Genomic DNA, 18393 nt, shown 5'->3' with positions numbered 1-18393 from the left:
AGAAACGAAAGCCATCAATACCTTCACAAGAGATCTATTTTGTTCTTTTGTGGAGGTTTTTTTAAAACTTTCATATTATAATTTTAAATGGCAAGCTCCTTGATTGATTCCACTGAAACATTATCACAATTGGTTTCCCAAGCCTTACTCGGTGAAAAGTTCCCCATAGCCAAAATCATCTCAAAAATTGAAACTGAAAACAATTTAGATTTCAGGGAATCCTTATTTCATGAAATCCAATCACAAAAACCAAATGCAAAAGATGGGCTCACCATTGGAATCACAGGGACACCTGGTGCCGGCAAATCTTCGTTACTTGGTGAACTTTGTCGTTTATTCCTAAATTTTGCACCTGACAAAAAAATGGCGATCGTTGCTATTGACCCCTCTTCCAATGTAAGTGGAGGTTCAATCCTTGGAGACAGAACAAGGGTGACACTTCCCAGAAGGGATACAAGAATCTACTTTCGATCGCAACCTTCTCAACTAGAACTTGGGGGTCTTAATCCTTACACCTACCATGTGATCCGTTTCTTAAGAAAAATTTTTGATTATGTGTTTATAGAAACCGTAGGCATTGGACAAAATGAAATCTCTGTTTCATTGGTATCCGACATTTCATTCCTTGTGATGCAACCACTAGGTGGTGACCAAGTTCAGTTTATGAAATCAGGCATTATGGAAGTGCCTGAGGCTTTTATCATCAACAAATGTGACGAAGAATCGCTTGCCAATTCAAGTTATTATATGCTACAATCAACGCTTGAATTTATCAAAGATATCCTTCCAGACCAATCCCTTCCTCCGATTTTCAAAACTTCTGTTACGAAAAGGAAAGGAATCGAGGAGCTATTGAGTTATATCCTTCATTATCCAAAACGAAAGGATAAAAATGCAGAGACAATAACCCAACTCATGCAGTGGATCAGAAATGAATACGGTCGATTTGGTATTGGAATTTGGGAAAAAATGGAATCAAATTCCTGGAACAAAGCGGTAAGATTAAGCCCGTTAGGTGGGATTCACAAACTTAATTATGAAGAGGAAGAACGAAAATTTGTCTCCCTCATCCAAAAACAAATTACATCTTAGGAAATAAATTTTTCTTATACTTTATTTTCGATAGCTTTTAGAAAAATGTCAGGGATGGAGCAAGCTTTCCTTTCTGCATAATCAAAAAATACAATCGCAGTTTTTGCCCTGGCAATTTCCTTACCATCATTTTTATGTGTGATGACATAAACCATGTCTAATGACTTCTTTGAAATTTGATCTACGAACAATTGCATTCGTAAATCATCTGGAAAAAATGCTTCTGATTTATATACAATCGCTACATCCGAGACAACGATCCCCTTCCCTTCCACATTGATTTCTGTCCAACCATGGGAATGAAAAAACCGTGCTCTACATTCATGGGTTAAGGTTAAAATGGCATCGTGGGCTAAGTGGCCTGCAAAGTTAATATCAGAAATCCTTACGCTTAAGGATGTCTCGTAAACTAAATGGGTTGGAATATCGATAACAATTCTTGGCATTTAGTCCACAAACCACTGATAACGTTCATCTACTTTTTTACTTTCTTCTCGCAGACGTTCTGAATTCCAACCAAGTAACTTTGCTATTTTTTTATCTAATCTTGAACGTTCAGAAGTATCCAATTTCCCAACAGTACCAACACCAGACCTTCTAAAATAAAAATCGGTTAGATGGTGAATATCCTCGTGTAAAACAATGTATTCTACTTCCTCTTCAAAATATAACTCACCGTTGGGGATTCGATATACATCCGATCCTTTCCCTTGTAAAATTCGCCAAGTAGTACTTCCATATCGTCTCACCAAGGAATCGATTTTTAATCCAGGAACATGAGGGTGTTTGAATTGGATCTCACTCACCAATTCTTTCAAATTTTGGTACCGTCCTCCAAGAAGAGGTGTGAACTTTGTAGCAGAAGGTGATTCGATCCCTTTGGAAAACATATCAATTGAATTCACTAAACTCTCTGCAACTGCTCGACTTGTTGTATATTTCCCACCTAACGCTGAGAAAAAGCCAGGAAACCCTTCCTTTTCATAATGGAAAATTTCAGATTTACGTGAAGCTGAATAAGTACCTTCTGTGCTACCTGGATCTTCAACAAGAGGCCGTAACCCCCCATAATAATATTCAACATCTTTTAGCGTTAGTTTTGCGAATCCAAAACTATAATTTACTTCGTCAATTAAATCTACGATCTCCGATTGTTTGACTTTAAATTTGTCTGGATCATCTTCATAAGCTGTGTCTGTAGTTCCAATGATGGTTTTCCCCCTCCAAGGGATAACAAAAAGATGGGATCCATCACGTTTGGATAAAACAACACATTCGTTTCCACAGATATTCCGAACAACTGCATGAATCCCTTTGGATCGCACTAACTTTTTTTCTGCAGAGATCCCGGCCATTGATTCAATCACATCGGCCCATGGCCCAGCTGAATTCACAACTACCTTGGCAGACACCAAAACTTTTTTGCCAGTAATTTCATCCGTTAACCCAACCGTATAACCACCGCTATTTTGCTTTTTTAAGGTAGTGACTGAAAGGTAATTAAATGCATGAGCACCTTTCTCTTTGGCTGAGAGGATAAACTCTGTTGTATGTTTTTCAGGGTTAGGATTTGCATAATCATAGTATTGAAAACTCCCTTTGAGCGCATTTCTACTCAACCCGATCACTTTATAAATTGTTTCTGCAAGAGAATTCCATCTATATTTGGGAAGTTGTACATCGGGATCGATTTCTTTGTTTCTGTCATAAGATAATAGGTTGTACAACTCCATCCCTAGCAATAATTGGATCCTTTGGAACCAAGATCGAATCGGTATGATAAAACCCATTGGACGAACTGCATGGGGAGAAATTTTTGCCAAATACCGCCTTTCCGATAATGACTCACGTACAAGACTGATTTCAAAATTTTTTAAATACCGAAGTCCACCATGGATCAGTTTTGAAGTAGCCTGGCTTGTACCTGAAGCGTAATCATTTTTTTCAGCAAGTAGACAATTATATCCACGTAAAGTTGCATCCCATAATACATTGGCTCCAGTGATCCCACCACCGATAATGATTATGTCATATTCTTTTTTTAAATGATCGAGTCTCGAATTTTCTTGTTTGGTGCTATGTTTCATAAAATTAACATTTAATCGGTAAAACTTTAGGGAGGACTTTAAACTCTGCTGGGAGTTGGCCCATATTCTCTCCATCTACATCAATAAAAACATCTTCTTCTGAATCTGCTTTGAGTTCGGAAATTTGTTTAGAAATCACCTTTGCATCATCAGATAATTTTCCTTGATAAAGATTCCCAAACTTACGTAGAGTTTCAAAAATAGATACATCTTGGATTGCCAAAAAGTCCATTTTCCCATCATCTAACTTTGCTTTGGGGGCAAACCACATACCACCACCTGCAAACTCACCATTCGCACATACAATCAAACGACATTTATTGGTGATTTTTTCAAACTTGGAAAGCGTAAGTGTAATTTTTTTGTTGGTATAAGAAAATAGACAAACGACAGTATAAAGTAAAAATACAGCTTTACCACCAATAATTCTTCCTAATTTAGATTGGTTAACACGGTAAACAACTTCCCCGCCCATTCCAAAATCAGCCAAGTTCAAACATAGATATTTCCCTTTTGAATGATCTGCTTTGGTATATGTTACATCGATTAGATCAATTAACCTCTCTTCCCCAACTAAAACCTGTTCCAATGCTTTAATAGGATTTTTAGATACTTTTACCGTTTTAATAAAATCATTTCCCCTTCCTGCGGGGATTGGACTAAAAACTACTTTTTTATTAATAATTTTTCCGTTTTCAAAGAGACCGTTAATGATATTAGAAAAAGTACCATCACCGCCGATTCCTAAAATCCAGTGAAACCCCTGTTTGACGGCCTCTTTGGCAATATCTTTCGCTGCCTTTTCTTTAGTAGTAGCTTCGAAGGAATATGAAATACCCTTTTGGATGAGAACTGGTTCAATTTTTTTCCATACTTTTGCGGAAAGACCTCCACCAGAAACTGGATTTAAAATCACCTTCATCTTTCTCATCATGTTTCTCCTTTACTTCCACCCGAAAATAAACCAAAAAATAAAACATGTTCGATTGTATCTAAATAAGCTTTTTCACTTTTGATTTCATTTTGGAAATGACCATCGAGGATTACTTCCACTGCTCCTCGAATCATGCCCCAAGCAACAGCAACATTTGGGTAGGTGCCACGCGAATTGATCAAATTTTCATTTTTTGCTTGTTTGTAAATTTTTTCCAATAACGACAATCGATTTGATCTTTCATCAGTTAATAGTTTCCGTAAATCGTCAGATACATTTTCAATGTTTAAGTTTACGCCACATTGTTTTGCAACAACATACATATGTTTGTCACCTAAACAATGATCAATATAAGCACGTATTGCACGCCGAGACATTTCAATTGCAGTTTTTTCATCGAAGGCTTTTTCCAATCGTTCGCGAAGACGAACATAATCTTCGTATTGGATTCTAGCCATTAAATCATCTTTACTTTTGAAGTGGAGGTAAATTGTACCTCTTCCAATTTCTAGATGTTTTGCGATATCATCCATCTTCACTAGAGAGGGATGTTTTGTACGGAAAAGTTCAATCGCACAATTTAGTATGTCAGCTTCTCTCTGTGCAAATTCTCTTTTTTTTCGTTCCGATACACCCATTATTTGATACCTAACAACCCACCTGGATTCATAATTCCCTTCGGATCAAAAGTTTTTTTCAATGAGGACAGAATTCGAATTCCTTCCTCACCTACTTCCTTTTCCATCCAAGGTGATAACATTCTACCAATTCCATGATGATGAGATAAAGACCCACCATTGGCATGTATGCTATCGATAATTCCTTTATGAAAATTCACGAAACTTGACACTTCGTTTTGTTTGTCCATCGGGCTAATGAATATAAAATATAAATTAGCGCCATTCTCATATGCATGTGAAATATGAACCATACATGAAGTGTTTTCAAAACTTTTTATATAAGCCCTTGTATTTTCCCATAAAGTATGTAGATTTGACCAACTAACCGCTGTCTCTAAAGTATCAATTCGAATCCCTTCATCCATCAAATAATCACGAAGATATGCACTCGAATACCTTTGGTGTAACCATTTGTTCACAGGAGATTCTCCAGTGGAGAAACCACCGTTCCGTTTTGCGATTTTTTTGATTTTTTTAAGTACTTCTTTTGTATAGGAAGGATCACCATCAATGATAATATGCATGAGGGAACGTTGCATTGGCTTGTATCCAATGAATCGTAAAAATAAATCTTCTTTCCCACCGTGTAAGCCGCTCATGTGAAAAGAAATATCGGTTTCTTCTGGATCTTGGATACGAAAAAAATGCGGTTTCCCAAACCCACCTTGCATGACTTCACGCATCGTCTCAACTGCCTTTTCAAAGTTTTTGAATATGAACGATCCTTTTGCAGAATTTTCAGAATGGTATTTTCGAATTTTTAATGTTGCTTTGGTAATAACACCAAAACTTCCTTCTGTTCCAAGGAATAATCGAAACATATCGGGACCAATGGATGCAGCTGGGTATGGTTTTGATTCAAACTTACCTGATGGAGTAATGGCCGTTAGGCCCAAGAGAATATCTTCTATTTTGCCATATCCGGTCGATGCTTGCCCCGCTCCTTTTGCTGCAATCCAACCACCTACTGTCGAAAATTCAAATGATTGTGGGAAGTGCCCACAAGTGTATCCTCTTTCATTTAAATGTTTTTCCAATTCTGGGCCATAAACTCCAGCTTCAACTGTGACAGTAGAGTCAATGGCATTGAATTCAATGATCCGATTCAATCGGGATAAATCGAGTGAGATACCACCTTTTGGTGCTTGGAGAGCTTTGGTTACAGTAGAACCTGCCCCAAAGGGAATGACTGGGATTCTATTTGCATTAGCTAATGATAAAATTTCTTCGATTTCTGTTTCATTTTTGGGAGATACAACAACATCTACAACGTCAGTTACCTCTCCAAATCTAGCTTTATATATTTCTGTATAAAATTTTCCTATAGAATGTTTTGCCCGACTCACATCGTCTAACGTAACATTGGCGTTCCCTACTATTTTTTTTAATTTAGTAATGACAGCCGGACTCAGTTTTGATTTTTTTAGAGGCTTTAAAGAAAGCTCTCCTTTGGGGAATGAAGATTTAAATTCTTTTGATATAGGGAATTGATTGTTTAAAAAATCAAGAGTATGTGTAGGTAGTTTTTCTTCCACATCTGGGGAGCCCCATTTGTAAATGCTTCGAGTTTGCATGGTGGTAACCGATAATCCTTATTTGCTCCAATTTTTGAACTAAATTCAAAATCTGACAACCAAAAAACAATTTTGCTAGTTTTATTTAACCGCGCAACTCTTTGAAATATTCAGCTCTTACTGAGATTAAAAATTCAATTGAGAGTGTTGTCCCGAATAATAAGGATAAGGTTTCTCGGAGCACTTCATCCAAATCAAAACCAGTTAACAACCATTCGATTAGTTCGAAACATATATCTACAGCTGGTGTTGGATTCGAAGGAGTTTTTCCTTTTGCAATCTCAATTAATAGATTTGGAATCTCAGAAGCTGAATTATTGTTTATTAGGTTTCTAATTTCTGTTGGGTAAGAAACCATTAACTTTTGTTTTATGGCGTTCGGTGTAAAAACCAACTGGTCTTCTTTCAATTCTAATACTTTTAAAAGATGATCTTTTAAATTTTTTTCAGAATGATGACTTTCTTGCCAAACAAAAAGAATCTTCTCTCCGACGAGAGAATCTTCAAAAGGCAAGAATGGATATGGTTTTTTATCCATAAAATTCCCAGGTGGTTGTCCTCCTGGGAGAAACGGTTACATTATTTTTTAGGTGGAACAACTGCGTCTTTGCAAGTTTTAGAAAGAGTGAATTTCACAACTGTTTTTGCAGGGATGACAATCGCTTCACCAGTTGCAGGGTTTCTACCTTTTCTTTTTGGACGATTCCGTTTAACAAGTTTCCCAAGTCCTGGAATAACAAAAGCTCCATTCTTCTTTGTTTCTTTGTATGCGAGTTCAACAAAAGAGTCAAGGAATGCTGCTACATTTTTTTTGGTCATACCAGTTGTTTCAGCCAATTCGCTGAGCATTTCGGACTTTTTCATTGGGGTAGGAGTTGTTGCCATACTTTGATTTTCCTCTAAACCATTTAACGGTTACACATTATTTACAAAACTACCTGTTTTGGTACAAGATTAAATTGATTTTGGATACAATTTTTCTTAGAATTTCCTAAGAAAAATGCAGTTTTTTTAAAAAAACCTTTATTTCCCTAAGGAAAATGGGAATTTCTTCCAAAACTCATGTCTTCCATTCAGTACAAGAAGATCGTTGTCGTATTCAAACGAACCAAATACGAGCTAGATTTGGAAACTTACGGTTCCATCCAAGCTTATAAGGAAGTCACAAAACAAAATCCAGAAGTTTTCCAAAGAACATTCGAATCACATGAAAGGCAGATTCGATCACGTGATTATCTTAAAAACCATGTATTCCCAAAAGCCGACTTTGTTTTTCGCGAACAATTTGACCCTCTTGGTGGATCCAATTATGATTTAGTCGTCGCACATGGTGGAGATAATCATTTCACTTATGTTGCACATTTGGTTGGGAAAACACATTTAATAGGATGTAATTCCGATCCTGATTCATCTGTCGGAGCACTCCTAGGATTCACCGCAGAAGAATTGGGTGAAGCCGTGAAACAAAATTTCAAACAAACAAAGTTAGAGTCTTGGTCCTTGCTTGATACAGAAATTCTGTATCCAAATGGAACCAAACTGAGAACCGTACCGGCGGTATGTGAACTTTCGATCCGTAATAATAGCCCAGATCTCACTTCAAGGTTTTGGATCTCTTATCTGGACAAAAAGGAAGAACAAAAATGTTCTGGATTACTTGTCTACACGGGAGCCGGCTCAACAGGTTGGATCAGTTCCTGTTTCCCTAAAAAATTCCCACCATTCTCCAAACATGAGCCGTTTTTCCATGTTTATTCCAGAGAAATACGAGTCAAATCTCGAGAAACAGAGTTTTCCTTGGCAGATTTTAGGGCTTTAGATCAAGTGGAAGTTATTTCCGAAATGAATGGTGGTTTGGCAGTCGATTCCCTCACGGAGAGGCATTACCCGTTTCCACCTTACGCAAAAGCGATGATACGTTTATCGCCAGAGAAATTATTTGTAGTTGTTCCACTAAAGAGAGGGGAATCTATGCAAGACTTACCATACGAAATTGAACAAAAGCGCATCAATGGAACTGTCATCGTTCAAATCAAAGGACGAATGGAATCAGGTCCATTAGACCGCATCACTCAAACTATCCTAGATGAAATGGTTGGCGCAGATCGCAAACATCTGATTTTGGATTTCTCTGAATTACGTTACATCTCAAGTTTAGGAATCAGAATGATCTTAGATGTAAAAATGAATCTTCAAAAACGAAACAAAGAGATGGCTCTTGTTGGAGTGACAAGTTCAATATTACAAGTGTTCCATTTATTAGGTTTATCGAATGCTTTCCAATTTTATTCTGACCGTGAAGATGCATTGAAGTCTTTTGAGGAGCCATCTAAGTCTTAGATGACTCCACGAATTTCCGTTTGGATCTCCAATTCGGTTTTGATTTCCTTTTTGGTTGTTTCTATACTATATAGCATAGTTCATGTAGAAAATAAATCCCTTCGTAATGAATCTTCATCACTGACTGATGAGAAAAACAGAAGTTTTGCGAGAGTACAAGAATTGTCTCGAGTCAAAAACGAATTCCCGATCGCATACCAATGTCATTATAATTTTGGCCTAAGTGATGGATCATTGTATGAATCCACTGAGAAAATACCCTACTCTATCTATAAAAGGCTTAGATTAGGTGATTCGATTGAAATTTATAAAAAAGAATTGAGGATCCTGGGCAAACAAACTGCTATTTCGAGGATCATGGGGAATGATGAACCACTCCCCCTTCTCGAGAACTTAGAAAATTATTTTAAGTATAGTTTTTACTATTTCCTTGCTTTAACGACTGTTCTTTTTTCAATTAGGGTTTTGGGATGGTTATTTCGAACTTATCCTTCCCAGAAAAAACTAAATGAGACTGACGTGATTGTTGCAAATAATTCTCTGGATTCACATCAAAAGTAACAAAACACATGTATTTATCATATTTCACTACATACATAAATTCCATATAGTTTAAATGAGTGTTTTGTGTCATAAATCCGCGTAACCATTTGCTATCACGGTAAACTCTTTCATATTGTATGTTAGTTGCATCGATTTTTTTAATTGATTCAGCGGACTCTTTTGAGTAGTCACGACTCATAATTTCTTTTTTGAGCGTCTTAATCAAGTTATACTCAAGTTTTGCTTTATTAGGTGGTAAATTTTCGGGACGCGTTTTATAGTAGTACTCGAATAACTCTTTATCCTGGCCTTCCTTGGCATCGTGATTTTCTTGGTTCACGTCGGTAGAGGTTGTTTGTGGTTTCGTGTCCTGAGCAGAAATTGAAACAGCTGCTATACTGAACACAAGGATTAAAAGAAGATTTTTTTTCGAGAGTTCCATAGTTACTATTATCGGTTTTTTTAGGTAAATTTCAAAATAAAATTTTCGGTTTTCAAAAAGAGAAACAAGGTTCAAAACAGTTTTATCATGTCGATTCCCCCACTCATGACATTCCAGGAGGACTTCCTTTCTGGAAAATTAATCACCAAAGAATATGTCCACTTTTCGGAAATTGACTGTCCGGAATTGGATGTATGGATTGGTCGAGTGGTTCGGAGCATTTCGTTAGAATTCCTCCACGAAATCCTTTTTACGATTCTCAGTGAACTTTTGGTGAACGGCTGTAAAGCCAATGGGAAACGAGTATTTTTCTCAGAACAAGGGTTAGACTTAAACAATGAGATTGATTATGCCCGCGGTATTGCTTTGTACAAAGACGAATTTGGTCATAATCGTAAACGTGTATTTTTATCATTAGAAAAATCAAAATTCACAATCACTCTTAGCACAATGTTTAAAGAGAATTTTATTGAATTTAGAGTCAGAAACAATGCTAAAATTCTACCGGAAGAAAAAAATAGAATCTTAAAAAGAGTCCAGGCCTCAGTGAAATACAAAAACATCAACGATGCCTACAGAGAGTCAGTTGATAACGAAGAAAGTTCTGGGCTTGGGATTGTTTTAATCCATATTCTCCTGCGAAATTCAGGAATACCAAATCAATTTTTCGAATTAGTCACAGGAGAAGATTATACCGAAGTCATCATTCGGATTCCAAAACAATTGATCCCTAAAGAGAGCCAAACACGAATTAAGGAACTTTTAATCAGAGAAGTAAATTCGTTACCTCCCCTACCTGCTCAAATCAACAAATTAATTCTCATAGCAAAAAAGAAAGATATTACTTTCCATGAAATAGCAACGGAAGCTGAAAAAGACCCAGCAATTGCAGCTGAAATCATCAAAATCGCCAATTCTCCTTTGTTTGGAGTTCACAAATCGATAGTATCTGTATTTGAAGGTGTAAAAAGAATCGGCCTAAAAAACCTGGAAGCAATTTTTTTGGCTTTAGGTGCTAAAAAAATACTTAACTCTCGTTATGCGAAGCAAGTTTTAGTTTGGACTCACTCATTTAAAACTTCCATGTATGTTAAATTTCTTTTAGAAGAAAAACGTAAACATATCCAACTATTAGAGACTGCAACAATTGCTGCTCTATTACATGATTTAGGGAGAATGGTATTGTTATCTCTCGATTTGAGTCAGGTAAATCAAATTAGAGTTCTAAGAAGTGATGATAACTCAGAAATTTCAGAATGGGTCGAAGAATATACTGTTGGAACAACTCATTCTGAAATCGGGTATTTAATATCCGAGAAATGGCACTTCCCGGAAGAAATTTTGGATGTGATTCGATTCCATCATAAACCTTGGCAATGCAAAACTAGAAACAATATCTTATGCCAAATTATCTATTTAGCAGATATCTTAGCCAATATTGGCAAAGGCAAAGGAAATTATTTTACCGTTGAACCAGAAGTACTCGATTATTTTGAAATTCATTCAGAAAAAGAATTTCGAGAAATGCAGGACCGTTTTAAAATCAATTTTGAGGAGCATAGAGAAGAATACCAAAATCTCTTTATATAACAATGGATTGGAAACAGCTACTCACATTAGATGAAAAAGATTTAGAAGATCCTAATCTAGCCGATGAACTCAATTTAATTGGCCATCCCGAATATCCTTATATTTCAAGTTTACCACCAGAAGAAACTTTGGAAATTTTAAAGGAATTTGTAATCGCAGAGGGTCATAAAGTCAATTTAAAGAACTTATTAAGTTACGCTCCCATGTTAGAATTCACTTTGATCAAAAAAAATCTCCCATCCATATATGGTTAAATATTAGAAAAATCACTCGTGGCCTAAGTCAGCCTTTAAATCCTTCCCTAATTCAGTACTAAATTCGATTTTCTTCGCTACTGATTTTTCCATACTAGTAATTAATAGTTCGTTTGTTTTTGCCAATCGATCCGCCATAATAGAAACCATCTTTGCAGCAAATTTAGGATTTTTAACCAAAAAATTTTCCAACTGCTGTTTGCTTTCGATCACCGCTAACTCACAATTTGTAATCGTTCTTGCGGTGGCACTTCTTGGATTAGAACTGAAGAGTGCCATTTCTCCAAAGAAGTCCCCTGGTTTCATAAGTGCCAATCGAGTTTGGCTATTATTCACCGTGAAGAAAATTTCAACGTTCCCTTGTAATATGATGTACATAGCATTATTCAACTCACCTTCTTTAAAAATCCTTTGATTGGGTGGAATGTTGAGTTTGCTCATAGAATGGTGACTCCTATATCTATTTTTGGCTATTTTGTCTAAAATCTGAATTCATTTTCCTTTTCTCCTAGAAATATAAAATGAAAATGTTCTAAAAGGACGTTTAAATTATGGAATGGGAATTATTAGGGATCATACTAGCGGGAATGCTTCTTCTTACATATAATTGTTTCAAAATTCCTTTCGAAATGCCATCTCCAACGGACGTGAAAGAAAAACGGGAGATTCGATTCGATATTTTACGTGGATTTGCAATGATCGGAATCGTGATGATCCATATTCATTCATACTTTCAGTTTTTCCACCCAGCAGATACATTTATCATACATAACACATTATTTTTATCAAATTTAGCACGATTTTCAGTTCCTATCTTCATTTTGACCTCAGCAATATTTTTAAGAAAAAAGGAAGGTTATTGGATCTCAAAATTCAAACATTTAATATTACCTTATACGTTGTTTTCAATTCTAGGTTATTTGATTAAATATAAGAATTATAGCTTGAATGAATTGATTGAGTTTTATATATTCGGGAAAGTTTTCACACCGTTTTATTTTGTACCCCTTCTACTGCAATTTTATCTTTTGTTTTCGCTGTTAAACCCCATTTTATTGCAGAAAAAATTGAAACCCTGGATTTTATTACTGTCATTTAGCATAAATGTAATCTCCAATTTAGGACTTTTGAATCAATTTTTACCAGAGCAGTACCATTCAATTTCAATTTTTAATTATATATTTTTCTTTGTTTTAGGAATCAATATTGGGAACACTAAAAAATCATCTTCTATTTCATCTGAAAAATCCAAATACATCAATGTTGTATTTTTCACTATTTTCATCGTTTTATTGGTTTTATTTAGCCATTTATATGGAACAGACCTCAAAAACCATCATACAATTTATCCTATTTTTATAATGATATTTATATGGAATCATCTAAATTATTTCAATTCATTCATTGCCAATTTGTTCAGTTATATTGGTAATCAAAGTATATTTATTTTCTTACTACACCCATTTATCATCCATTTTATGCACAGTATTGATCCATACAGTTTTGCAGGACCTTTTTTCGGTTATATTTTCACACTCTTGCTGAACGTTGGATTACCCATCATGGTATCAATTATAATCCAAAAGGGTAAGTTTTTATATCGATCACACCGCTTGACCTGATCAATGTAAAAGCCTTTGCATATTCAATTAAAACTTTACAGACATACGTTAATCGATTCCGAATGTATTCATCGTCTTTCGATTCTGGAGTTTCTGCATTCAAAATAGATTCTACATGTCTTACAATCACATGGTCTGGAATATAAACAATACGAGTATTTTTGTAACTAGACATGCGCAATTCGGCGTTTGGATAACTACCACCCATTCCACTTGAAACAGTTATGATGAGTCCTGGTTTGTGAGAAATGTCCCCACCAGTTAAATATAAAAAGAAATTCTTTAAAGCGGGACTTGCCATTCCAGCATATTCTGGTGTGATGAATATGTAAGCATCTGATTCTGCAATTCCTTTACTATAACCAATCCAAAACTTTTTAATTTCAGAATCTTTTTCCCACATACCTGGATCCCAAACTGGCAATGGTTTATTTCCTAAATCAATTAGGTTAGTTTCAATTCCATTTTTATCTAATATAGAAGCTAAAAACTTTGTTACTTTTAAAGATTGGGAGTTTTTTCTATGGCTACCGCAAACTAATGTTATTGTCATTTTTGTCCGCCTCCTTGGTTTTTATTGCCTTTATAACTAGATTTTTTCTTATTTTTCCACTTTCTACTATTGTGACCGCTAGGTTTGGAATCTCCACGATCCTCTTTCTTTTTCTGATGATGATGGTTTTGTTTTTTGTCAGATAGGTTTCTGTCTTTTTTACTCTCTCTATCCTTTGCGAATCTTAATTTCTCATCACCAAACAGTTGTATGTATCCAAACAGAAAAGACGCGAGTATGCCATGTATTTTTTCCCATTGTTTTTTATCTAAATCTCCGAAAACAGGATGATCTGCAAATGGACCTGAATGTAATCTAAACGCAGTTAAAGAGGTTTTTAATCTTAATTGAGCTGATTCTGGATCTCCTAAATCCCTTGGCGGGAAACCTGGAATTTGATTGGTTTTTGTATAGTGTCCTGACGAAATAAGTTTTGCGAACTTATACTTTCCTAAAAGTTTATTGATCGTAGATCTTTTTGAAGTAGATCCAATACCTTGGATTGATAACTCAATAGACTCTGCTAAAAAGTCAAATATTTGTGATAAAGTAATATCAGATTTCTGTTTTTTCTCACATGAAAGAATAATCGATAACTCTTTTTCGATATCATCCATTGTTTTTAATTTTAAAATTGATTTCATTTTCCCTCTATTCAGTGATACCGTATTTTTTCTTTAAAGAGCTTAAATCTTTTAAGAAGTTCTCTCTTACTTTAACGCTAAGTTTACCAATATTAATGCTTATTTTATTTGGACCTATCCCAGCGCGGGGTGAAATGGTTTCACCCCCTCGATTTTCCTTACGTTTCAATAATTCTTCTAAGTTTTTAACAGATAGCGGCTTACCACTTATAATTAATTCCATGACAGATTTTTGGTCTAATCGCGCAATGCTACTAAGTTGTTTCACATATCTTTCACTATAACCTAATAAAACAGAAACCTCATCCGCAGTTTTCTTTTTGTCCTTCCGTAAATATTGAATAGCTTTTCCAACTTCCCAAGGGTTAAGATTTTTCCTTTTTTCATTCTCCGCCAATGACATTTCGTAACAAACATCTTCGTTTGCATCCGTTATGATTGCCGGAATTTCTTTCCATCCAAGTTTAAGAGCAGCTCGATATCTTCTCTCTCCAGCTACAATTAGATACTTCCCCCTATCTTTTCTAACTAATATTGGTTCAATCAACCCTAACCTTTCCATAGATGGGACTAAGTCAGATGTGTCTTCTCTACCAATAAGCCTCGGTTGAGTTGGATTTGGTGAAATTTGGCTCAGTTCAAGATGTGAAGGATTCTTTTTTTTCTCCGAGTATGCTGAAATTAAATCTAATGCTTGGAATTCAGTTTTTTTCGACATCGATTTTCCCTTTCACCTCTAATGCTAATTCTCGAAAGTTTTTCATAGTTGTAAGATCAATTTTTGACAATAGACTCATTTTTGCTTGCGCTTGTGGGATAGACTCTCGTCTTTGAATTACGGTTTCAAAAACAGGAAAATATTTTTTAACGCCTTCTGCTAAACCTGCTAACGCTTTTTGTCCTTCATATTGATTTAATACAGCTCCCAATAATTTTAATCGCTGATTTGCTTTCCTTTGAATTTTTTGAAAAGTTTCATACAGATCTTTAATCCCTTGCAAACTAAATGCCCTAGTTTGGATGGGAACCAAAATGTAATCTGCGCAAATCAACGCATTTTCTAAAATTAAGCCCAACGAAGGAGGACAATCTATAATAATGAATTCGTATCTTGATCGCAAAGGCAAAATTGCTTCTTTAAGTAATTCAAAATCATCTCTTTCATATGGTGTTGTTAGATTTGCTAACTCCAAATTTGAAGGCAACAAATCAAAATTGTGAGAAATGTTACGAATGATCGGCTCAATATTTTTTGATTTTTTACCCCGATAACCTAAGTAGTCCATGATAGAAGGGATATCATCGTGCAAAAAAAGATGGGTTGCATTTGCTTGCGGATCCCAGTCTATTAATAATACTTTGTGGTTCTCCGAAAGGGCTTCCGCTAAATACAAACTAATCGTTGTCTTGCCCTCCCCTCCCTTTTGGTTTGAAACTGCAATTACACTGCTATCATAACCTTCTATATTTGAATTTTCAAAATATTTCAAAAGTACCGATTTCTTAAATTCACCAGTTTTCCAACCTGGTACTTTTAATTCTGAAACTTTATTTTGAAATTCATCAACACCAAGCCCAACAAATCTTGCAGCGTCATCCAATTCAAATAATGTATCGAAGTTTCCCATAACCTACCATAAACATTGTAAATTCAGAGTTATTGTCAATTTAATTATGTCTCCTAAGGGTGAAATCATTTCACCCCCCCTCGATGACTCCAATTTTTAAACTATTTTCCCCTGAATTTGAATGCCCAACCCCAAAAGCCTTAAATTGAAATAAATTACGAATTTACAACTTTTAGGTATCATAAATCCTAAGTTGGTGCTAAAAAATCTAAAACTTTGCCATTTTTTAATCTTATTATTTCTCTTAGTTTTTGAAATTAATGCTGAAATCATCTGGGGTCCATCGATAGAAAAATCCGGTGGTGAGTATATATTCGAAACAGGGAATAAATTCCCTAATCTTTCGGGGATACGAGGTGGATCTCGTATCTCTTTTCCAAGGACATTTACACTTTTTGGGATTCAGGGTATCTATACTAAAGATAGATGGGAGCTGAATGGAAATATCAAAACGACTGGATGGAACCAAAAATCAGGCGAAGCAAGAGATGAAGATTTTTTACTAGGATCCGTCTCAACAGAAAAAACAACAAATATTGCAACACGAGAATGGAGTTACCGGGACTCAGCAACTGTCTACTCTGGCAGTAGGAATTTTGCTGATGGGAAAGGTAAATCCACAATAGTTGAGAATCGATTCGAAATAAACGGAAGATACTATTTCCAAGACGCCAATCCTGATCACTGGAAAGAAGGTTCTGGTTTTTTCCTCGCAACAGGAATGCGTTATTCTTATTTTAAATATCTTTTTTACGACGTGAATCAATTTATCGATTCAACACCTGTCATTTATGCTCCGATTGGAATAGGCTTAAGTTTTTCGAATGATTTATGGGAAATTTTCTATGGAGGAGGATATCGTTATTCCAAAGACAATTTTTATTTCGATTTCAGCTTTATGCCATCAATGGGAAGAATCAAAACGAGAGACTTCCACGTTCAAAGATCGATCAATTTTTTCTCGGAAAATTATGGATTAGGATGGGCCTCGAAAATTGAAATGGGTTATAAATTTTATCCCAGTTGGTTGAGTTACTTCAGGGTTAACCATAGACGTTTTTTTTCAGAAGGTAGATTTACTTCCCAAGGTGGATTAACAGTAGCAGACTTAACTTCAAATTTAGTATCAGGTTTTAAATCACATATTAATATAAAAGATTTTTCTATAGAAATTGGAGTTTTAAATAAAGTGGATTGGATTGATTCAAATACCAAAACAGAAATAAAAGATCCTCCAACAAAAGAAAAAATTGAGCCGAATGAATCAAATTGAAATAGAAAGAAAAGTTACAAAAGGAAGAAATATTTCCATAACGGTATACCAGAATGGTAAAGTTATATTAAAACATCCTGCTAAAATACCAAAAATACAATTAGATAGTTTTTTAAGTGAAAAACAAGAATGGATCCTTAATAAACTAAACAAAATACCAAAAGATTTACCCAAGAAATTAAAATTCGAAGAAAAAGAAATCATTCATATTTTTGGTGAAAAATCACAGATTTATTTGAATGAAAAATTTACTTTTTATGATAGAGAAAAAGGATTTTTCATCAAAAATGAAAAAAATCTAAATACGAAAACAAAAAAAACCAAACATTACCTAAGATTATTATTAATGGAAAAAATTAATCCATTAGTTTGGAAATACGAAAAAAATCTAAATACGAAAGTAAACAAAATATCTATAAGAACCATGCGATCCTTATGGGGGAGTTGTAATTCTAAAAACCAGATATCATTCAATTTAAGTTTAATCCATTGTCCAGAATTTATCATTGAATACATAGTACTTCATGAAATAGCACATACGATCGAGCACAACCATTCTCAAAACTTTTGGAATGTGGTAAAATCCCAAAATCCAAACTATAAAATTGCTGAAAAATGGCTGAAAGAAACAGGCAAAAAATATATATACTATTTAAATTAAATGAAAAAGAAAATCAAAGTATTGTTTATTTGTTTAGGTAACATTTGTCGATCTCCCGCAGCACAGGGAGCTTTTGAAAACATTGTAAGGAAAGAAAACAAAGAGTTTATGTTCGAAATCGATTCATGTGGGACATCAGGATTTCATGATGGTGAATTAGCAGATCCAAGAACTAGAAAAGTTGCTCTAAAAAGAGGAATTCATTTAACACATCGATCTAGGAAATTAACATCGAACGACTTACATTATTTTGATTATTTATTGGTTATGGATGATAATAACTTTAAGGATGTTAACAGTCTAATCAATGATGAACAAACCAGAACTAAACTATTCAAATTTGGCAGTTTTGATCCTGAAAATGATTCAAATATCATTCCAGATCCCTATTACGGAAGTGAAAGGGAATTTGAAAAAGTCCAAGATTTGGTAGAGAAATGTTCAATTGGGTTTCTGAAATTCCTGGGAGTATAGTT

General features: G+C 35.0%; 21 protein-coding genes. 8 read left to right on the top strand and 13 right to left on the bottom strand.

Annotated elements, in window-relative coordinates:
* The first annotated feature begins 99 nt into the window (after nt 1-99).
* Nucleotides 100-1092 (top strand): P-loop NTPase family protein, encoded by a 993-nt coding sequence (locus EHQ43_RS00290; RefSeq protein WP_135753835.1) that lies wholly within the window; start codon nt 100-102, stop codon nt 1090-1092.
* A 14-nt stretch (nt 1093-1106) separates the two neighbouring features.
* Here EHQ43_RS00290 and EHQ43_RS00285 read toward each other — a convergent pair whose 3' ends face one another.
* The 7 genes from EHQ43_RS00285 to EHQ43_RS00255 all read right to left on the bottom strand — a co-directional run bounded on the left by EHQ43_RS00285 (nt 1107) and on the right by EHQ43_RS00255 (nt 7252).
* The gene (locus EHQ43_RS00285; RefSeq protein ID WP_135742534.1) at nt 1107-1538 is read right to left on the bottom strand and encodes an acyl-CoA thioesterase; all 432 of its coding nucleotides are present in this window, start codon (nt 1536-1538) and stop codon (nt 1107-1109) included.
* The gene (locus tag EHQ43_RS00280; RefSeq protein ID WP_135769854.1) at nt 1539-3179 is read right to left on the bottom strand and encodes a glycerol-3-phosphate dehydrogenase/oxidase; all 1641 of its coding nucleotides are present in this window, start codon (nt 3177-3179) and stop codon (nt 1539-1541) included.
* 4 nt (nt 3180-3183) lie between these two features.
* The gene (locus tag EHQ43_RS00275; RefSeq protein WP_244242565.1) at nt 3184-4113 is read right to left on the bottom strand and encodes a diacylglycerol/lipid kinase family protein; all 930 of its coding nucleotides are present in this window, start codon (nt 4111-4113) and stop codon (nt 3184-3186) included.
* On the bottom strand, nt 4110-4751 hold the full coding sequence (locus EHQ43_RS00270) for a TetR/AcrR family transcriptional regulator (RefSeq protein ID WP_135742536.1): 642 nt from the start codon (nt 4749-4751) through the stop codon (nt 4110-4112). The genes EHQ43_RS00275 and EHQ43_RS00270 overlap by 4 nt, the downstream gene beginning before the upstream one ends.
* Nucleotides 4751-6367 (bottom strand): FAD-binding oxidoreductase, encoded by a 1617-nt coding sequence (locus EHQ43_RS00265; protein ID WP_135742537.1) that lies wholly within the window; start codon nt 6365-6367, stop codon nt 4751-4753. Before EHQ43_RS00265 ends, EHQ43_RS00270 begins: the two co-directional genes overlap by 1 nt.
* An 85-nt stretch (nt 6368-6452) precedes the next feature.
* The gene (locus tag EHQ43_RS00260; RefSeq protein WP_135742538.1) at nt 6453-6905 is read right to left on the bottom strand and encodes a VanZ family protein; all 453 of its coding nucleotides are present in this window, start codon (nt 6903-6905) and stop codon (nt 6453-6455) included.
* A 41-nt stretch (nt 6906-6946) separates the two neighbouring features.
* Nucleotides 6947-7252, bottom strand: coding sequence for an HU family DNA-binding protein (locus tag EHQ43_RS00255; RefSeq protein WP_004788037.1), 306 nt, complete (start codon nt 7250-7252; stop codon nt 6947-6949).
* A gap of 177 nt (nt 7253-7429) precedes the next feature.
* Between EHQ43_RS00255 and EHQ43_RS00250 the strand changes: the two genes are divergently transcribed.
* Complete coding sequence (locus EHQ43_RS00250) at nt 7430-8707, top strand: STAS domain-containing protein (RefSeq protein WP_135742539.1); 1278 nt, start codon at nt 7430-7432, stop codon at nt 8705-8707.
* A 457-nt stretch (nt 8708-9164) separates the two neighbouring features.
* Here EHQ43_RS00250 and EHQ43_RS00240 read toward each other — a convergent pair whose 3' ends face one another.
* Nucleotides 9165-9692 carry a hypothetical protein gene (locus tag EHQ43_RS00240; protein ID WP_135742541.1) on the bottom strand — a complete coding sequence of 176 codons (528 nt, stop codon included), beginning with the start codon at nt 9690-9692 and terminating at the stop codon, nt 9165-9167.
* Nucleotides 9693-9779: 87 nt separating this feature from the next.
* On the opposite strand from EHQ43_RS00240, the gene EHQ43_RS00235 reads away from it, so the two are divergent.
* Nucleotides 9780-11282 (top strand): HDOD domain-containing protein, encoded by a 1503-nt coding sequence (locus EHQ43_RS00235; RefSeq protein WP_135769852.1) that lies wholly within the window; start codon nt 9780-9782, stop codon nt 11280-11282.
* Nucleotides 11283-11284: 2 nt separating this feature from the next.
* On the top strand, nt 11285-11536 hold the full coding sequence (locus tag EHQ43_RS00230; protein ID WP_135742543.1) for a hypothetical protein: 252 nt from the start codon (nt 11285-11287) through the stop codon (nt 11534-11536).
* 12 nt (nt 11537-11548) lie between these two features.
* Here EHQ43_RS00230 and EHQ43_RS00225 read toward each other — a convergent pair whose 3' ends face one another.
* Entirely contained in the window at nt 11549-11977 is a 429-nt protein-coding gene (locus EHQ43_RS00225; RefSeq protein ID WP_135742544.1) for a Crp/Fnr family transcriptional regulator, read from the bottom strand.
* Between the two features lie 110 nt (nt 11978-12087).
* Here EHQ43_RS00225 and EHQ43_RS00220 point away from each other — a divergent pair, with 110 nt between their 5' ends.
* Nucleotides 12088-13158 (top strand): acyltransferase, encoded by a 1071-nt coding sequence (locus EHQ43_RS00220; protein WP_135769851.1) that lies wholly within the window; start codon nt 12088-12090, stop codon nt 13156-13158.
* Here the strand turns inward: EHQ43_RS00220 and EHQ43_RS00215 are convergent.
* The 4 genes from EHQ43_RS00215 to EHQ43_RS00200 are packed head-to-tail and all read right to left on the bottom strand — an operon-like array spanning nt 13109 to nt 15983.
* On the bottom strand, nt 13109-13711 hold the full coding sequence (locus EHQ43_RS00215) for an NADPH-dependent FMN reductase (protein WP_135769850.1): 603 nt from the start codon (nt 13709-13711) through the stop codon (nt 13109-13111). The genes EHQ43_RS00220 and EHQ43_RS00215 overlap by 50 nt on opposite strands.
* Nucleotides 13708-14355 (bottom strand): DUF1569 domain-containing protein, encoded by a 648-nt coding sequence (locus EHQ43_RS00210; RefSeq protein ID WP_135769849.1) that lies wholly within the window; start codon nt 14353-14355, stop codon nt 13708-13710. Before EHQ43_RS00210 ends, EHQ43_RS00215 begins: the two co-directional genes overlap by 4 nt.
* Before the next feature lie 7 nt (nt 14356-14362).
* The gene (locus tag EHQ43_RS00205) at nt 14363-15073 is read right to left on the bottom strand and encodes a ParB/RepB/Spo0J family partition protein (RefSeq protein WP_135742548.1); all 711 of its coding nucleotides are present in this window, start codon (nt 15071-15073) and stop codon (nt 14363-14365) included.
* Nucleotides 15057-15983: a ParA family protein gene (locus EHQ43_RS00200; protein ID WP_135769848.1), complete on the bottom strand. Its 927-nt coding sequence runs from the start codon at nt 15981-15983 to the stop codon at nt 15057-15059. Before EHQ43_RS00200 ends, EHQ43_RS00205 begins: the two co-directional genes overlap by 17 nt.
* 193 nt (nt 15984-16176) lie before the next feature.
* Between EHQ43_RS00200 and EHQ43_RS00195 the strand changes: the two genes are divergently transcribed.
* From EHQ43_RS00195 to EHQ43_RS00185, 3 genes are read left to right on the top strand one after another with little or no spacing between them, the layout of a single operon-like run.
* The gene (locus EHQ43_RS00195) at nt 16177-17256 is read left to right on the top strand and encodes a putative porin (RefSeq protein WP_425269605.1); all 1080 of its coding nucleotides are present in this window, start codon (nt 16177-16179) and stop codon (nt 17254-17256) included.
* Nucleotides 17243-17917, top strand: a complete 675-nt coding sequence (locus EHQ43_RS00190; protein WP_135742550.1) for a M48 family metallopeptidase — start codon at nt 17243-17245, stop codon at nt 17915-17917. Before EHQ43_RS00195 ends, EHQ43_RS00190 begins: the two co-directional genes overlap by 14 nt.
* On the top strand, nt 17918-18391 hold the full coding sequence (locus EHQ43_RS00185; protein WP_135742551.1) for a low molecular weight protein-tyrosine-phosphatase: 474 nt from the start codon (nt 17918-17920) through the stop codon (nt 18389-18391).
* Nucleotides 18392-18393 lie beyond the last annotated feature (2 nt).

This window comes from Leptospira bouyouniensis (assembly GCF_004769525.1).
GTDB lineage: Bacteria > Spirochaetota > Leptospiria > Leptospirales > Leptospiraceae > Leptospira_A > Leptospira_A bouyouniensis.
The sequence above is the reverse complement of the archived record's forward strand: the minus strand, read 5'-3'. Positions and strand labels throughout refer to the sequence as shown.

Bases quoted from the DNA above. Each gene is read 5' to 3' on its own strand.
- EHQ43_RS00225 (WP_135742544.1), bottom strand. From the start codon at position 11,977: ATGAGCAAACTCAACATTCCACCCAATCAAAGGATTTTTAAAGAAGGT.
- EHQ43_RS00280 (WP_135769854.1), bottom strand. From the start codon at position 3,179: ATGAAACATAGCACCAAACAAGAAAATTCGAGACTCGATCATTTAAAA.
- EHQ43_RS00235 (WP_135769852.1), top strand. From the start codon at position 9,780: ATGTCGATTCCCCCACTCATGACATTCCAGGAGGACTTCCTTTCTGGA.
- EHQ43_RS00250 (WP_135742539.1), top strand. From the start codon at position 7,430: ATGTCTTCCATTCAGTACAAGAAGATCGTTGTCGTATTCAAACGAACC.
- EHQ43_RS00275 (WP_244242565.1), bottom strand. From the start codon at position 4,113: ATGATGAGAAAGATGAAGGTGATTTTAAATCCAGTTTCTGGTGGAGGT.
- EHQ43_RS00215 (WP_135769850.1), bottom strand. From the start codon at position 13,711: ATGACAATAACATTAGTTTGCGGTAGCCATAGAAAAAACTCCCAATCT.
- EHQ43_RS00200 (WP_135769848.1), bottom strand. From the start codon at position 15,983: ATGGGAAACTTCGATACATTATTTGAATTGGATGACGCTGCAAGATTT.
- EHQ43_RS00285 (WP_135742534.1), bottom strand. From the start codon at position 1,538: ATGCCAAGAATTGTTATCGATATTCCAACCCATTTAGTTTACGAGACA.
- EHQ43_RS00205 (WP_135742548.1), bottom strand. From the start codon at position 15,073: ATGTCGAAAAAAACTGAATTCCAAGCATTAGATTTAATTTCAGCATAC.
- EHQ43_RS00270 (WP_135742536.1), bottom strand. From the start codon at position 4,751: ATGGGTGTATCGGAACGAAAAAAAAGAGAATTTGCACAGAGAGAAGCT.
- EHQ43_RS00210 (WP_135769849.1), bottom strand. From the start codon at position 14,355: ATGAAATCAATTTTAAAATTAAAAACAATGGATGATATCGAAAAAGAG.
- EHQ43_RS00220 (WP_135769851.1), top strand. From the start codon at position 12,088: ATGGAATGGGAATTATTAGGGATCATACTAGCGGGAATGCTTCTTCTT.
- EHQ43_RS00185 (WP_135742551.1), top strand. From the start codon at position 17,918: ATGAAAAAGAAAATCAAAGTATTGTTTATTTGTTTAGGTAACATTTGT.
- EHQ43_RS00230 (WP_135742543.1), top strand. From the start codon at position 11,285: ATGGATTGGAAACAGCTACTCACATTAGATGAAAAAGATTTAGAAGAT.
- EHQ43_RS00260 (WP_135742538.1), bottom strand. From the start codon at position 6,905: ATGGATAAAAAACCATATCCATTCTTGCCTTTTGAAGATTCTCTCGTC.
- EHQ43_RS00255 (WP_004788037.1), bottom strand. From the start codon at position 7,252: ATGGCAACAACTCCTACCCCAATGAAAAAGTCCGAAATGCTCAGCGAA.
- EHQ43_RS00190 (WP_135742550.1), top strand. From the start codon at position 17,243: ATGAATCAAATTGAAATAGAAAGAAAAGTTACAAAAGGAAGAAATATT.
- EHQ43_RS00240 (WP_135742541.1), bottom strand. From the start codon at position 9,692: ATGGAACTCTCGAAAAAAAATCTTCTTTTAATCCTTGTGTTCAGTATA.
- EHQ43_RS00265 (WP_135742537.1), bottom strand. From the start codon at position 6,367: ATGCAAACTCGAAGCATTTACAAATGGGGCTCCCCAGATGTGGAAGAA.